Below are 15,683 nucleotides of genomic sequence, written 5' to 3' on the forward strand. Positions count from 1 at the left end.
CCAGAGTAGCGCCGCAAAAAGTTGGACTTAGCGGTGTTGGCGAAATCTCTATGGGTTTGGACCGGCTCTTGACTATTGACTATTGACCCTCTTTCTCCTCTCCCTCATTACCAGATGCTCTGACCGCTGCCATTACTGCTCCACATGTGCAAAGTCAGTTTCCATGTGCCATCCGGCTGAAGTTTTAGGATGTCTACATATTTCTGGTCGAAAGGGTGTTGCGTTTGAGTTGAGCGATCTACGTACACACCAGTAGTAGTGAATCGACGAAGCGCCATTTCCTTTCCGATTTCAAGGGGCGCGATATTTTGCGCCCGAATTTCTAGCTCGTAACTGCTGAAGAAATCTACAGACCAATCCCGAATCGCATCTCGCCCCACTATTGGTGCTGAGTTTTGCGGCATCCATACCGCGTCCACCGCGACATCGGCAACGTAGGCGTCTGCCATTTCACTTGGGCTGGGCGCACTCTGAAAAGATTGAAGGCGTTGCGCGTACATCGATTCGATTGCGTGTTGAGCGTCCGATTCCTGGCTCAGACGATCAGTGCAACCTGAGAGTAATACGCAAAGGATAAGGGGGGGTAAGTTTACTCAATTTCATCGGGATTATTGGGGCTGAGTCATTTATTCTCACCTAACGCTGAAGTCTCTGATGGATTGGGGTTGTCCATATGGGGTCGATGTTCATATTTCATATTCATAATAATTTGCCCTATCTCTCTCAGTAGAAAAGTGAATGAAGTTATACAAATAAATCACATCACTCTACCAAGAACAATCTTAGCGAAGAGATAAGGGTCACGTCTTGGATCTCGACAAATAGTCCATCCCGATTTCTTTGATTATTCGCTTGGGACAGCCGGCTGGATCAAAAGTTGGATTATCAAGTGGACCAACTGATACCAATAAATTGATTGGTTTTAGATGAGTAGTAGGAGCAACTTTATTCGCGAGCTTTTGTTCAAATGCCAAGCTGGGGCTTTGCGTTCCCAGGGGTCGCGACTCAAGTTGTTCCTACAAAAAATCGAGGATGACTATTTCTTTGGTGAATCAGCCCAAAGAATTCGGTGCGGGGAGACCCTAAGCAATTCACTCGACTTGGGGTATTCGTTGGATCCGCTGGCCAGAATTTAGACATTTTTCAAAACCACACTCCATATTGTCCTAAGAGAAGTTTACGGCTTGCCAACACCGGAGGCGTCTCCTCAGTAATGTAGGGCGTGCAAGTAGAAGAAAACAGTCTAGCTATACTCGAGGCGGAAGAGATCGTAAAATCTTTTCCAAATGGGGGAGACATTATTCAGGTATTACACGGGGTTACTTTCAAATTATTGGAAGGTCAGACTGTTTCGATCCAAGGTGAATCGGGTTGTGGCAAGACGACTTTTCTTAATATTATCTCCGGATTGGAGTCCTTTGATAGCGGCCTCTTAAACTGGAACAGGCAGTCCATAGGGAAACAGTCTGCTTCTTCTTTAGCCACGCTTCGGGCCAAAGAGTTGGGACTCATTTTTCAGGCCTACTATTTGTTGCCTGAACTCAATGTATTGGATAACGTAATACTTGCATCCAGGCTTTTAGGTCGCTCGGGTTCCAATCGCAAAGAGCGTGCCCGCCAATTACTTGAACGAGTTGGCTTGAAGGACAGAATGCGTTTTTCAGTTGAAAAACTATCTGGTGGAGAACGTCAGCGTGTGGCAATTGCGAGGGCGTTGATGAATAACCCCAAACTTATTCTCGCAGATGAACCAACCGGAAATTTGGATGAGAGCACCGGCAACTCAATTATCGAATTATTGCTGAGTATTGCCCGGGAGGAAGGCGCAAGTTTGATCCTGGTTACTCATAATTCGGCACACGCCGCGAAAACGGATGTCCAGTATCGGCTGCATCTTGGAAAATTAGAACAAGTTACAAATGAATCCTGAGAAACCCATTCGATGTGGAGTCGCTGGCGTTGGCTACCTGGGTCAGCATCATGCCCGTATTTATTCTGAGCTAGAGCAGAGTGAGCTTGTTGGTGTTTATGAAGTGGATCCAGTCCGGGGCCAGGAAATCGCTGATAAATTTGGCTGTAAGCTTTTTCAATCACTCGATGAATTGGCAGATGCTTGTGATGCGATCAGTGTTGTTGTGCCAACGGATAAACACCGGGAGGTTGCCGTGCCTCTCCTGGAGAAAGGATGCCACCTTCTGATCGAAAAACCACTTTGTGTAAGTAGTGCCGAAGCGGAGGTGATCCTGGAAGCTGCAAATCGCAATAATTGCCTTATCCAGGTTGGCCATATTGAACACTACAATCCCGTAACCAGCTACCTCGAAAAAGCGGTGGAAAAACCACTTTTCATAACTGCGGATCGTTTGGCCCCTTTTACTCCACGCGGAACCGAAGTTGGTGTAGTACTCGATCTTATGATACACGATCTGGGTGTGATTCTTCACCTGGTTCGGTCACCCATTAAAAAAGTGGAGTCTGTTGGAGTAAACGTTCTTTCGCCAACGGAAGATATAGCCAATGCCCGAATTACCTTTGCAAATGGTGCGGTTGCAAATGTAAACACCAGTCGGGTAAGCGAAAAGAAAGTTCGGGAAATCCGGGTGTTTCAAGATAATGCCTATCTGTCTATTGATTTCATGAATCAACAGGGTCATTTTGTGAAGCGCGACGGCTTGCAGCTCCATAAAGAAGAAATCCCGATTGAAAAGGGTGAGCCCCTGAAAATCGAATTGGCTTCATTTCTCGACTGTATTACCAACATGGAAAATCCCAAGGTAGATGCCACGCTTGGCAAGCAAGCTTTGGAATTGGCGATCCGTATTACGGAGCAAATTCGCGAACGTTCTGCTGGATGAGTTTTGTGCCTGAACTGGCTGCCGAACTGGACGCACCGGTTCAATCTTCGGTAGATATCCTGGTGATCGCTGGCGAACACTCGGGTGATGAGCATGCTGCCGTGATGGTTAAAGAGTTACTTTTAAATCGTCCTGAACTAAAAGTTGCTGCCATCGGCGGTCCTCAACTCGAAGCGGCTGGTGCCCAGTTACTGTTTGATTTAACAGATCTTTCGGTAGTGGGTTTTGTGGAAGTGTTGAAGCACTACAAATATTTTAAAAAATTATTTGGTGCAGTTCTAAATTGGATAAATAAATACAAACCACGGGCGGTCGTCTTCGTTGACTACCCTGGTTTTAACCTTCGACTTGCCAAGGCACTGAATAAAGCAGGGATTGCGAAAAAAGCCGGGGGCGATATTTTATTGCTTTACTACATAAGTCCGCAGATTTGGGCATGGAAAGAAAAGCGGAAATATGAAATGGCCGAATGGTTGGATGGTTTGTCGGTTATTTTTCCTTTCGAAGTTGAATGTTTCGCTGATACGAATCTGGAAACCACTTTCGTCGGACATCCTTTTCTTCAAAGTAAACAAGATTGTGAGTTGGTCTATGATCCGGAAGGTAAGATCCTTCTCCTCGCAGGTAGTCGAATTGCGAACGTGAAACGGGTTCTTCCGCTCTTACTGAATTCTTATACCTGTTATCTGAAAAAGTATGATTCGAAAGATGCTACCCTTATATATCCGAGCGACACGATTTTAGAGGAGATAACAATCGTTTTAGATTCTTTTCCAGATCTCAAAGATAAGGTTCATGTTGTTCGAAACGAGGGCAGCATTTCCGCAAGCGCTGTGCTGACTACCTCTGGAACCATGTCCTTGCGCTGTGGATTGGCTGGAATACCGGGTCGAATTGTTCACGCGGTTAATTTATTTTCCTATGTTCTCGGGCGCATGGTCCTGACTATCCCGTATATTGGAATCGCCAATTTATTACTCAAGAAGCCGTTTTACCCCGAGTTTATTCAGGGTAAGGCTAAACCGGATGTGTTAGCGGATGAACTTCATCGATGTCTTTCAGATAGTTCGGTGATCAGGGAGGCGCAGGAAGGGAGCGAGGAGCTCAAGAATCTTCTTCAGCCTGGGAATTCGGAAACGCCGTGGAGTTGGGTTGTCCGTTTTATTGACTAGAATCGCCTTCGGAACAGTTCACAATCTAAGTCTGTTGGACGCTTTTTGATTCGGTAGTACTATTATCCCCTGACGACCTCTGATTATCTATAAGGTGAGCGACTTTCCTTTCGATATGCTCCATACATATTCCATGTTCCCGCTTACGCGCGCTAAGATTCAAATCCGCAATCTCGGCCAAGTCATCAAGGTTGTAGAGAAATATATTGGGAAGATGACTTATGTTCGGGTCGATGTCGCGGGGTAGGGCGAGATCGAGTAAGCAAAGGGGGCGGATGGCGCGCTTTTTGAGAAAGGATTTTATGCGGGATTCTGTGAGAATAAAATCTGGAGAAGCGGTGGAACAGAGCACTACATCGGCTTCGAGCAGGTGGCAATCGAGGCTTTCAAATGGAACTGGCTTACCTCCGTGCGTATTTGCGAGGTCCCTGGCCTTTTCAAATGTTCGGTTACTTATTGTCAGGTTTTTCACTCCGCGACTTCGGAGAGCTGCAATCGTTTTTTCAGCAATATCCCCAGCTCCAATAACCAGTGCAGTCGAGTTGTGGAGTTTTCCGAATACTTTAATCGCAAGATCTACAGCGACAGTAGCCACATTGATTTGGCCTTTCCCAATATTGGTATTGGAACGAATCCATTTGGTTGACTGAAAACTCTTTTGAAACGCTTTGTTGAGCTGAGTGCCGACACAGCGTTGTTTTGCCGCATAGAGAAATGACTGTTTCACCTGGCCGGTTATTTCCGTCTCTCCAACGATTTGAGAATCGAGACCAGCAGTGACGGAAAACAGATGTGTCAATGCTTGCTTCCCTTCTAAGGTTTTTGATTTTTCAAAAAGTTCCACTGGTTCAACCTTCAAAACCTTTGCTACAATTGCGGCGAGGATTTGATAGTTGGATTCGTAGGAGACTCCATAAATCTCCAGTCGGTTGCAGGTGCTTAAAATCGTCAATTCATTGATCCAATCTTCATTATTTAATAGCGTGTAGATTTGATCCAACTGATCGGGAGCAGGACTTATTTTTTCCCGGTACTCGATGGGAGCTGAATGATGACTGACCGTCCAGCAAAAGAATATGCGTTTTGGGTCAATCATTCCGAAGGAACTAATTCCGAAATTGACTTATTGGGGTCACTCAAGGAGCGATTTTTCCCGACCGGCCAAATGGATAGAATTGCAATTAAAAACAGGACCACGCAGGTAAGCGCTAGTTTGCGGGCGAATAATCGGTTGGTTAAACGGAGTCCAAATACGATCAAATAAGCTAACCATACGGCTATGCTGGAAAAGAATTTCGGAGCGTTTACTTCAGCGAGGTTTTGACTCCAATATATTGAGCCAACCAACAGGGAAACAGTTAATACGCCGGTACCCGCCGCCAGCATTCGCAGGCTCATTGATTCAGACTCAACTAGTGAAGGTAGAAAAGCGTATACTCCTTTGAATTGATGTCTTTTTAATGCGAAATTTTGCAGCAGGTAGAGCGTGGAGCTTACCGCTAGCATTCCAAATATGCCATATGAGAAAACGGCCAGGGAGGCATGAAACTCAATCGAAGCGCTGACTTTTGAAATATGCGCAGGGTAGGCTGAGTCCCAGGTCGGATTCGCGAAGGATAAAATTGACAATAGTACTGCTAGCCCAGCTGTGAAAAAACCGAACAAACTCATCCGAAATGCCGGGCCTAAAACCAGAAAGCAGAAGGTCAATGACCAGATAACAAACTGGACAATTTCAAAGGTATTTCCGACTGGGCAGCCGCTAACCTCGAGTCCTCTCAAATAAAGGCCATAGGTATGGATAGCGTATCCGCCAGCTATCAGCATATAGAGCAGCCATCTCGGATGATGCCTGCCTCGCAGCAGGTAAAAAATTGCCGTAATAAATCCGAGTGTGTATAGCAGGTTGCCTATACCTATCCACAAGACGTCTATATTTGGATTCATAATGATGGGCAATTTTCTTGGATTTCCTAACTCAAGGCCCAATCCTGGATTCTATTGGCGATTACCGAAATCCAGGCAGGGTGTTCATTTAAGCAAGGAATCATCGTGAATGATTCTCCTCCGGCTTCAAGAAACTCTTTGCGGCCTTCCATTTCTATTTCTTCCAGAGTTTCTAAGCAGTCCGCCACAAATGCCGGACAAATAACGGTGATCTTTTTGACTCCTTGTTTTGGGAACTCCTGAAGAACGTGATCGGTATAGGGCTTGAGCCAGGGTTCGCGGCCTAACCGAGATTGAAATGAAACTGAAAATTTTTCCACCGGTAGTCCGAGTTTCTTTGTCATGGCCTTCACTGTTTCAAAACACTGGTGCCTGTAGCATGTACTCTGTACGGGATGACAAACATTGCAGCAATCCGGTGTAGTCATGCAATGGGCTTTAGATGAGTCGGCTTTTTTTAGATGCCTTTCAGGGATACTATGAAAACTGAAAAGAACCTTATCCAGATCATCCTTTATATATGGTTTTGCGTTTTCGACCATGGCGTTGATGTAATCCTCATCTTTATAAAAAGGCTGCATCACCGAGCATGTGATACCGGGCGCCTGGAGTTTCAACTCCTCCATTACCCGAACCAATACTGTCTCATAACTGGACATAGCATAGTGAGGATACATCGGGAGGATAAATAGCTTCTCAACTCCTTTTGCTTTCAATCGAGTGATTGCCTCGGGGATGGAATCCGATCCATAACGCATCGCCAACTCGATAGGGATTTCGACCTTTTCCTGGACTTTTTTTTGCACTTGTTTGCTGGTTACAATGAGAGGGCTTCCTTCTTTGGTCCAAACTTTGGTATACGCTTCTGCAGATTTTTTGGGTCGAGTAGGTAATATCAATCCCCGGACAACCAGGTTTCGAACAAATGGAGATGAGTCGAGAACGCGTCCATCCAAGAGAAACTCTTTAAGGTAGCGACGGACATCAGAGACGGACGTTGAATCGGGAGAACCGAGATTAAGGATCAAGGAAGCTTTTCTAGCCATACGCTTAACCTTCTAATTGCAGGCATCCTGTCAATAACCGTGCTTAGAAATTTAGTCACAATTTTAGGTCAGGCAGTTTTAAATAACTTTAAAACATAAGATAATAAGACTAAATATCAATAAGGTCAGATTGAAACACAGTTTCAGTTACCCATGTTTAGCCTAAATACAGATTTGATAAAGAAACTGAGAAGTCTGGACGTCTGGGTGATGGTTTTGGCACTTGGAGACTTATTTCCAGCTGCCAATCATAAATTTTTGTGCCTTACATAAGCCGTATCCGTCGGTGTTTTGGCGTCAGACTTTTATTAGCAGCAACATGTAAAGCTCCGGTATGGTGAGAACAACGATTTGTGGACTCATTTTTTAGGGAAGAGGAAGGCAGGAGTCTGAAGCTGGCGTCTTCGGTTATCCTGCGAAATCTAGAGGCGGCAAACGGATGGATTCAAGATCATAGATCGCACAGCAGCATATGAAGGTTCGAATGATACTGGATTTGACAAAACCGATACGATCGTGAAATCCGGCTGGCCCCTGCAGCTTCAAATTATAACCATTTTAATTTAAAACTGGCTGCACAGGCATTCAAGTGGATGAAACTTACCCGGGGTTATCTAAAGAAGAGATTCGAGCGAATCCTTTTTTATTTCACATTGACGCATGGCAGGGGAATCACACCTTCAAGGATCTTGATAATAGCCATGGACCGAATAGTCGCAGAATTTGAACGAGCCAAATTGGAAAACCGCAAAACTTTCATCGCCTATGTTTGCGCCGGAGATCCGAATTGTGAGACTTCCCTGGAAGCCTGTAAGACCCTTCTTGACGCAGGCGTTCACATTCTTGAGCTGGGTGTTCCATTCTCCGATCCTTTAGCAGATGGTTGGACCAATCAATGTGCTGCCAAGCGTTCGCTCGACAGCGGATTTACGAAGAAAGATCTTTTCACTCTGGTTAGAAGAATTCGCGAAATAAATCAGGTCGTTCCGATAGTATTTTACGTCTATTACAATCAGATTTTCTCCCAAGGTGTTGAGGCTTACTTACAGGAAGCCCTGGACGCCGGAGTAGATGCTCTGCTTGCGTTGGACCTGCCTCCTGTTGAAGCGGAGAGCTATCTCGATTTGTGCGCTAAAGTGGGGATGAAAACCGTCTTCATTGTTGCACCGACAACGCCTGAAAATCGAATTGGCGAAATAGCCGAAGCGTCAACGGGATTCGTTTATTATGTATCGCGCGAAGGAGTAACCGGGGTTAGGGATTCTCTGGAAGAAAGCCTTCCACAGAAAGTCCGTATTATAAAAAGAAATACAGATAAACCTGTAGTTGTTGGTTTTGGGATTTCCAGGCAAACCCAGGTTCGTGAAGTTGCCGAGATTGCTGACGGCGTGGTTGTCGGTAGTGCGATCGTCAATGTCATCGCCGACCGTTTGGATGATAAAGAGGCGATGCTCTCAGGTCTAAAGAATTTCGTTAAGGAGCTTTCAGCAGGGGTTGTTCTGTAAGCAAGTTTTCAGGAAGTGCTTATTTCTATATTCCAGTTCTTCTTTGAGAGGTAGGATTTCTCGGTCGATGAGTTAAGTTTTCACCTGGCGGTGTAAGAAGGTGGGGTAGTCGATAAGTTCAATTTCATCTTTTTCATTCTCGACTATTTCGCTCATTGATTCCGCCCAATCATCGGAGTTTAGGTAATGGTGCTTCCTCAGTTGTATGTATGTGACCATGACTCCATTATAATCTTAGTTCATTGCTAATCCCACCAATGAAGTCTCGAGCTTTAAGATGAAATTGACCGCATTGTTGATCCGTGCCGTTACGAGTTTCCTTTTAGCGCAGTAATCTTTGCGGTGGCAGTCTGTGTAATCGTTTTAGATTCGGAATAAAGCCAGAAAGAGATGATACCCTACATTCCCCTGGTGGGCGATAATCGCATAGTTCGAGGTAACCGTACCAAGTATAAGTCCATTCACCACTAGAAATCTTCGATTCTTATACTTGAGTAAGCAGTCTTCCTCATCTCTAAAGCTCTAAAATGGATGGGCTGAATCTTCAAAGGACCTCACCATGCTTTCCGCAAAAGTGGATGACTTGAGTCATTTTTGCTCAATTTACTCTAAAACCATGTGAATGAAGGGTGTACAGTGCTCATTCCGGTTCCGTTGCGGCATTTTGGCTCCCAGCATCAATAATGTTGCCGTTTAAAGTGTGAGTTTTGCAGTGCGAATGCTTCTGGAAATGGGAAACTTTCTTGGCTTTGCTATTTCTCGTACCAAGGTGGATTTCCGCCAAAATTATTGTTTTTAATGGCAGCGCGGTTTTTTACACGGCATTGTGAATAAGTTGGCAATAACTGCAAATTGCGCGTTTTTGAGCTCTAATTCGATCACACTATCTGCCTGGGAAAACTCTTTAATCTTCCCGAAACATTCGAATTTCTGTTATGAAAAAACGACCCCGATTCGCGCAGTGTATGGAGTTTTCTGTTACGAATTCGGCCATTTTAGGGCAGATTTCAGTTTTGAAATCGGCCTGAATGAGGTCGGATAATCGGACTTTTTCTCATCGAAATCGGAGTTGTGAATAAAATCCGATTTTACCTCCTGAAATAAAGAATCGAGTGGAGTATCAAGCATTTTCTTGTTTGCCAAGCAGAAGTTATTCACAATGGTTTTTTGCCTCTTCAACGTCCTGAAGGTAGCTTTGAAGGATGGTGTCCCAGCTCAATCCTTCTGCGGTTATTCTGGCGCTTTTTCTTACTTCATCCCAAACGCTCTGATTCGAAAACATCTGCTTCGAAAGCTCTAAAAAGGCGTCAGAATCATCGAAAGGAGCCAACCAGCCGTTTCTGCCATGGTTGATGTACTTGCCAGGTGCTGCGTAGTTATATCCTAATACGGCGAGACCACTGGCCATCGCTTCAGTGACCACATTGCCAAACGTTTCGGTTGTACTTGGGAATAAAAACGCATCTCCAGATGCGTAGTACCGGGCTAAGTCCCCTCCACGTTGCATGCCTGCGAATATCAGTTCTGGATGCGCCTTACTAATTGCGGTTCGTTCAGGGCCGTCTCCTACTAAGACAAATTTCATTTCCGGACAAATGGGCAAAACTTTCTCATAGGCTTTAACCGCTAAAGGGATGTTTTTCTCTCCGGCCAAGCGCCCCACATATATCATGACAGGTTGATTTTCGGATACACCCCAGGAAGCTCTAAGCTCGGGATCTCTTTTTGAGGGACTAAACAATTCCGTATCTACTCCTCGGCCCATGATTTTGAGGTTTTTAAAACCATTCGCTTTGAGATCACTTCGGAGATCTTCACTCGGGACGAGTGTGAGTCGCGTTTTGTTGTGAAAAATTTTCAGACCAGCTAATCCCAATCCTGTCAGCCAACCAAGATGATAGTACTCACCGTAAGAATGAAAGTTCGTGTGAAAACTAGACACAATTGGTATCCGGTTACTGCGTCCTGAAAAAAGTGCCTGCATTCCTAGTGGCCCTTCGGTTGCTATATGAATGACATCTGGTTCAAATGCCTCCCATTCTCTTTTTAGCTGATTGAAGCCTGCCACCCCCATTTTCAGAATATCATAGCCGGGGATAGGTATGCCTAAAACAAGCTTTTCCGTGTAGCCCTCCGGTTTAGTTTCTCCATCTCCCTTAAACTGTTTTGGTCGGATCACATGTACCTGATGTCCTTTTATTACTAATCCTGTAACCAGACGGTTTAGAGTCATTGACACACCATTGATCTCAGGGGGGAAGGTTTCTGTTACTAGGCAGATTTTCAAGTTAGGTAGGCTGAATGAAAAGAGACCTTAAACTCATAGGCTATGCGACTCCGAGTTCAATTGGTTTTTTATAAAATATGCGTGACCGACAGCTTGAGTTGACCGAAACAAAGTTATCCTGAAGGATTTGAGATTGTGGACTCCATTCTCTACATATTAACCGGTTATACGGCTGTTGGAAAAACTAGCCTTTCTCTCGATTGGGCCCGCAGGAATAATGCTGAAATAGTCTCCTGTGATTCTCTTTTGTTTTATAAAAACATGGATGTGGGTACGGCAAAACCCACTCACTTCGAATTGGCTGAAGTGCCGCATCATCTCATTAATGTAGTGGAACCCTCTATTCAGTATTCGATTAAAAAATACTCGGAAGCCGTAAAGAAGGTTATATCTGATATTCATGCTCGCGGGAAGCGGGTTTTAATAGTTGGCGGAAGTGGCTTTTACTTAAATTCGTTTTTTATCGCTGTTGTAGATGGGCTGAAAATAGATCCGTTGGTTCAAATGCGTATTGAAAACCAATTTGAAAACCAATCTCTCGAAGCTTCTGTAGAAATACTTAAGGGGATGAACCCAGGTGGCTTGGGTGATCTTGATATCGAGAATCCTCGTCGTGTATTGAAGGCCTGGCTGCGATGTATCGGTTCTGGTAAAAGCTTGGAAGAATTGAGGCGAGATTTCGACAAAAAGCCTGGAGAATTTGATTCTTTTCAAAAGAAATTGTTGGTTTTATCCCGCCCGCGGGAAGAGTTGCATAATCGAGTAGCCTCTCGTGTTAATGCCATGCTTTCAGCCGGTTTGGTCGAAGAGGTTCGGGGATTAATTTCCTTGGGAATAGAAAGGAATCCAAGTGCCGCCCAAGCGATTGGCTACCGTGAAACCATCGCGTATCTGAAAGGGGAATTAAGTGAAGGTGCGCTGGGTGAAACAATTGTGAGGAATACCAGAAAGCTTCTGAAGAAACAGCGGACTTGGTTTAATAAATTTCTTTCACGTGAAGCAGTTATCGACGTTTCAAATGTGAAAGCCTTGCCCGATGATTGGTATTCGGTGGCACCTCGAAAAACTGGTTAAACCAGCGTGCCTTTTCTCGCTATTAAATTTCTTCCTGTGCCAGAGCAGTCCCAGACAAGGCCTTGGTCATCAGATCACCAATAATTGATTCCACGTTTGAAACTCTGCCAGCCTGTGAGTCCAGGTAGGTTTTGATCTCTTCAGAGTCTGAATCGAATTCTGGGACTACCTTCTCAACCACGTAGATAATAGTCCCATCGGTAGAGGTAGTAACCGAATCGGATAGATCACCTTTGTTAAGGTTGTCCAAATGAGCTAACAAGCCCTGAGCTAAACCTTCCGGGGTTTGTGCATTGCGCTTAAAGCTTTCAAATACTGCGTGGGTCAAGTTTTGAGCTTTGGCTGAAGCTTCGAATGTATCACCCCTGGCCATTGAACCGGCGATTGCTTTTTTAATCTCCACACCTTTCTCCACAAACAATTCCCGTTTTTTCCCTTCGATGTAATCGGCTTTTACTTGGGCTTGGACCTCAGCGTAATCAGGCGTGTATGCAGCTTCTTCACCTTGGTAAATAAGTACCACGTAGTTATCGTTGTTTTGTAAGGGGTCCGAATAGTAGCGGTCGTCATTTAAATTAAATACGTGACTCAACGTCTGGATGGTCAATCCGTCTTGCATGATCACTGTGCTTTGCGGGTAAGAAACTAATGGCCTAAGTTCTAGGCCTGCCTCAGAAAGGGCAGCTTCGAATTCCGGACTGCCGTTTTGAATATCTTTATCAAATAAATGATACGCAAACTCTTCAGCAATTATTTGAGCTTCTTTATTGGCCCGGTTTAGTCGAAGTTCTTCAATGATCTGCGTCTCCACATCTGCCAAAGTTACTTCAGGGGCTTCAGGCGTTTCAATAGTACCATCCTCATTTGTTATTATCTTTGGCTTTGGAACCGCTGCTTGATATCGAGCTTTGTTGGTGAAGAAATGGATGCTCTTTTCGCCTGCTTCTGGCTCGTACTCGTTGTCGATTTGTTTGCGGGGATCGAATAATATGTAACTCGCCTTGGTTTTGGCATCTACAAGGTACCTAAATTTATTGTTTTCAAAGTATGTGTTTAGGTCTTCTTCCGCAGGCTCAATTTCAATAGTGAAATCAACGTAGTTTGTTTTCGCTGTTTCCAGGGTCCATTCTGTGTTGCTAGCCTGAGCCGCATTGATCGCTTCAAACGGCAAGATATGACTCGGACCTTGTAGTATTTCGCGCAATTTATTCATGCGGAAATCGTCCTCAATAATTTTGGTTACGTAAGCCTCGGTCAACCCTCCCGCTTTGAGGGAGTCTACAAATGCATTAAAGCGTGATTGGTCGAACCCCTGCGTGCTGAAATCCATAAAGCCGGTCAGTTGTTGGACGTGGGCTTTGAATTCCTCTTTGGTGGGTCCTGGTAGACCAATTTCATCTGCAATATGGAGAAATGCTACTCTGGATAGCGAATAGTCTTGGATCTGTCCTCCGCTTGGTTGCCCGAAAAAGGATGGGTAAACGAGCGATAGGCTTATCTGGCCTGCCCCAAAGATCTCTTCTTGGTCTTTAGCCAAAGATAAATCGTAGCCAAGGAACGGTTGCTCTTGGTAACGAGGACCGCTGCCTGGTCCAATTGGACTGAAATTTCCGATCGTAAATACGAAAGAAACGATCATTACCGCTAAGAGAATAACGAGTATCCACTTAAAGTGCTTAGTTAGATAGGTTTGAATCCAGTAGAACATGGTATAAATACGAAAGCGGAAACGGTAGATAAGGGCCTATGCTTGTCAATAGACTAAAGGTGCCATCTTAAAGCTACAATCTAACCAGTATCATTCAGCTGTCAGAGTGACTCTGGATTCTACTTTTAGAGGTTTTTCTCCAGCCACAAGACGTCCCAATATTTGTCGTATTTTCTGCCCGCCTCGGTGAAAATTCCAACTTTCTTAAAGCCGAACTTAAGATGCAGGGCCTCTGATGCTGGATTCGGGATGGTTATCCCTGCAAATGCACGGTTCAAATCTTCCTTGGCTAATGCTTGAAAGAGTTGTGTGTACAGGCGGGTTCCTATTCCTTTGGTGCAAGCATTCGGGTCTAGATAAATTGCCGTAGCCACCGAGGTGTCGTAAGCCGTTCGGTCGTGGAATTTAGTAGAGCCGGCGTAGCCCAGAATAGAGTTATCCTCTTCGGCAATAAAAAGCTGATATGGGCCAGATTCTGAAAAACTGTTTATCCAGGTTTCTCTTTCTTCTAGTGTAAGAGGCTCAGTTTTAAAGTTAGCTGGAGTAATGTTTATATAATGATTGCCGATCCGATTGATTCCTGACGCATCTGCTGTTCTTGCGTGGCGAATTTCGATCATGGCTTAGGCAACTCCCGTTTCAAGGAGGTCCTCCAGCGTTTTTGTCTCCCAATCGTTTTGTATATTCATCTCAGCCTTATTGCTGTATTCGCGAATGAGCGGATCAACATCAAGAATTAACTCTTTGCCCTCAGAATTTCCGTAATCGTCCAATGCTTTCTTAAATTCGAACAGGTTAATTTTCGTTAGTGGCTTGGCTGGTTGGTAACGTTTAACAGTATTGCCTCTACCAACTTCGGATGTAAGGACCGTAATGAACCCCATATCCATGAGGTTGGCTAGTGACTCGTTTAGGATCTGCCCAGGTACTCGAAGTTTTTTGCTTAATTCTGGTGAAGAATAGGCGGGTTTACAGGCCTTGAATCTTCGGGCCACCAGTATAAGGGCCGCCAGGCTTAGCACTTCCCGAGTGGAGCGACTGGTGTTTTCCCATGCCTGTTGATTGGCCAGGAAATTGGCATTCTGGATGGCGTAGGTTATTTGGCCTCCGATTAATATGATTACCCAAAAAACATAAAGTGCTATCATCAGAATCGGAATGATACCGAGCGATCCGTAAAGGCTTTCCTGATTTACCACGTACTTAACATACAGGAATGAGAGTTTTTTATTAAGTACCAATAAAATCGATACTATGAATGCACCGCTCAAAGCTGGGAGGAAGTAAACCTGGGTGTTGGGGATGAAACGATAGAAACTTGCAAGAAGTATCAAGATGATCAGTAGGGAAAGCAACGGTGCCAGCCATTGAATAAGTCGCAAAATATGTTCCCCGAAAGGCAAGCCCTCAACTAATTGGACGTAAGTCCCTGCGGAATAAACGGCTAGTGCGGCAATAAATACAAAACCGCCAAGCGTAATGAAAATCCAGTAAGACCCTACGCTTTGAAACATGCCGCGACCGCGACGAACGCCCCAAATGTCGTTAAATGCCTTTTCAATTGCCATGAACAATTGGATGGCGATCACGACCAGCAGCAACAGGCCAATAACTCCAAAAGCCCCAGATTTTGCACTTTCAATAAATCCGTCCAGCCCATTTAACAAGTTTTCGTTGATCAACGTGTTCTGTGACAAGTTGGAACTCGATTCGAAATATTCGCCCAATGGAGGTGCCAGGAAGATTACGAAATTATTCATCAGTTCGAGCATTTTAGCTCGCTCCACCTGCTCCATTATTATTCCAGCGACTAGCAAGACAATCGCTGCCAGGGGGCCCAATGCTAGTAAGGAGCTATAACAGAGTGCTGCCGATCGGACAAAAACGTTATTTCGAATAAATCCTGTTTTAACCAGCGACAAGATACGAAGAACGTAATAGGCGAACTCGGTCGCTTTGTTCCTGTCTTCATGCCCGGTTTCCCAAATCTCTTTTTTCAGGATTCGTCGAAACCTTCGATAGGGATCTTTCCACTTTGTTCTATATATTGTTCCTAGCGCACTCATTCTCAAAAATTGATTGCCAGGCC

At 44.7% G+C, this 15,683-nt stretch carries 15 protein-coding genes; 5 read left to right on the forward strand and 10 right to left on the reverse strand.

Annotation, left to right across the window (positions count from 1 at the left end):
• Positions 1–107 precede the first annotated feature (107 nt).
• On the reverse strand, positions 108–500 hold the full coding sequence (locus O3C43_08745; GenBank protein ID MDA1066575.1) for a hypothetical protein: 393 nt from the start codon (positions 498–500) through the stop codon (positions 108–110).
• A 722-nt stretch (positions 501–1,222) separates the two neighbouring features.
• Between O3C43_08745 and O3C43_08750 the strand changes: the two genes are divergently transcribed.
• Genes O3C43_08750 through O3C43_08760 form a run of 3 tightly spaced genes read left to right on the forward strand, consistent with a single transcriptional unit; the run spans position 1,223 to position 4,027 of the window.
• Positions 1,223–1,930: an ABC transporter ATP-binding protein gene (locus tag O3C43_08750; protein MDA1066576.1), complete on the forward strand. Its 708-nt coding sequence runs from the start codon at positions 1,223–1,225 to the stop codon at positions 1,928–1,930.
• Positions 1,920–2,855 carry a Gfo/Idh/MocA family oxidoreductase gene (locus O3C43_08755; GenBank protein ID MDA1066577.1) on the forward strand — a complete coding sequence of 312 codons (936 nt, stop codon included), beginning with the start codon at positions 1,920–1,922 and terminating at the stop codon, positions 2,853–2,855. Before O3C43_08750 ends, O3C43_08755 begins: the two co-directional genes overlap by 11 nt.
• Positions 2,852–4,027, forward strand: coding sequence for a lipid-A-disaccharide synthase (locus tag O3C43_08760; GenBank protein MDA1066578.1), 1,176 nt, complete (start codon positions 2,852–2,854; stop codon positions 4,025–4,027). Before O3C43_08755 ends, O3C43_08760 begins: the two co-directional genes overlap by 4 nt.
• A gap of 25 nt (positions 4,028–4,052) precedes the next feature.
• On the opposite strand, the gene hemA is transcribed toward O3C43_08760, so the two are convergent.
• The 3 genes from hemA to hemH are packed head-to-tail and all read right to left on the reverse strand — an operon-like array spanning position 4,053 to position 7,020.
• Positions 4,053–5,123 (reverse strand): glutamyl-tRNA reductase, encoded by a 1,071-nt coding sequence (gene hemA, locus O3C43_08765; protein ID MDA1066579.1) that lies wholly within the window; start codon positions 5,121–5,123, stop codon positions 4,053–4,055.
• Positions 5,120–5,974, reverse strand: a complete 855-nt coding sequence (ccsA, locus tag O3C43_08770; protein ID MDA1066580.1) for a cytochrome c biogenesis protein CcsA — start codon at positions 5,972–5,974, stop codon at positions 5,120–5,122. The genes hemA and ccsA overlap by 4 nt, the downstream gene beginning before the upstream one ends.
• A 26-nt stretch (positions 5,975–6,000) precedes the next feature.
• Positions 6,001–7,020 carry a ferrochelatase gene (hemH, locus tag O3C43_08775; protein ID MDA1066581.1) on the reverse strand — a complete coding sequence of 340 codons (1,020 nt, stop codon included), beginning with the start codon at positions 7,018–7,020 and terminating at the stop codon, positions 6,001–6,003.
• Positions 7,021–7,721: 701 nt separating this feature from the next.
• On the opposite strand from hemH, the gene trpA reads away from it, so the two are divergent.
• Positions 7,722–8,525 carry a tryptophan synthase subunit alpha gene (gene trpA, locus O3C43_08780; protein ID MDA1066582.1) on the forward strand — a complete coding sequence of 268 codons (804 nt, stop codon included), beginning with the start codon at positions 7,722–7,724 and terminating at the stop codon, positions 8,523–8,525.
• Between the two features lie 72 nt (positions 8,526–8,597).
• Here the strand turns inward: trpA and O3C43_08785 are convergent, their stop codons facing one another.
• The 3 genes from O3C43_08785 to O3C43_08795 all read right to left on the reverse strand — a co-directional run bounded on the left by O3C43_08785 (position 8,598) and on the right by O3C43_08795 (position 10,812).
• Entirely contained in the window at positions 8,598–8,744 is a 147-nt protein-coding gene (locus tag O3C43_08785; GenBank protein MDA1066583.1) for a hypothetical protein, read from the reverse strand.
• Between the two features lie 759 nt (positions 8,745–9,503).
• Positions 9,504–9,683, reverse strand: coding sequence for a hypothetical protein (locus O3C43_08790; GenBank protein ID MDA1066584.1), 180 nt, complete (start codon positions 9,681–9,683; stop codon positions 9,504–9,506).
• Positions 9,676–10,812 (reverse strand): glycosyltransferase family 1 protein, encoded by a 1,137-nt coding sequence (locus O3C43_08795; protein ID MDA1066585.1) that lies wholly within the window; start codon positions 10,810–10,812, stop codon positions 9,676–9,678. Before O3C43_08795 ends, O3C43_08790 begins: the two co-directional genes overlap by 8 nt.
• Positions 10,813–10,947: 135 nt before the next feature.
• Here O3C43_08795 and miaA point away from each other — a divergent pair, with 135 nt between their 5' ends.
• The gene (gene miaA, locus O3C43_08800; GenBank protein MDA1066586.1) at positions 10,948–11,886 is read left to right on the forward strand and encodes a tRNA (adenosine(37)-N6)-dimethylallyltransferase MiaA; all 939 of its coding nucleotides are present in this window, start codon (positions 10,948–10,950) and stop codon (positions 11,884–11,886) included.
• A gap of 22 nt (positions 11,887–11,908) precedes the next feature.
• On the opposite strand, the gene O3C43_08805 is transcribed toward miaA, so the two are convergent.
• The 3 genes from O3C43_08805 to O3C43_08815 form a co-directional block, all read right to left on the reverse strand.
• Positions 11,909–13,525, reverse strand: coding sequence for a hypothetical protein (locus O3C43_08805; protein MDA1066587.1), 1,617 nt, complete (start codon positions 13,523–13,525; stop codon positions 11,909–11,911).
• 194 nt (positions 13,526–13,719) lie between these two features.
• Positions 13,720–14,214 carry a GNAT family N-acetyltransferase gene (locus O3C43_08810; protein MDA1066588.1) on the reverse strand — a complete coding sequence of 165 codons (495 nt, stop codon included), beginning with the start codon at positions 14,212–14,214 and terminating at the stop codon, positions 13,720–13,722.
• 3 nt (positions 14,215–14,217) lie between these two features.
• Positions 14,218–15,660, reverse strand: a complete 1,443-nt coding sequence (locus tag O3C43_08815) for a YihY/virulence factor BrkB family protein (protein MDA1066589.1) — start codon at positions 15,658–15,660, stop codon at positions 14,218–14,220.
• Between the last annotated feature and the right edge of the window lie 23 nt (positions 15,661–15,683).

Source organism: Verrucomicrobiota bacterium (assembly GCA_027622555.1).
Lineage (GTDB): Bacteria > Verrucomicrobiota > Verrucomicrobiia > Opitutales > UBA2995 > UBA2995.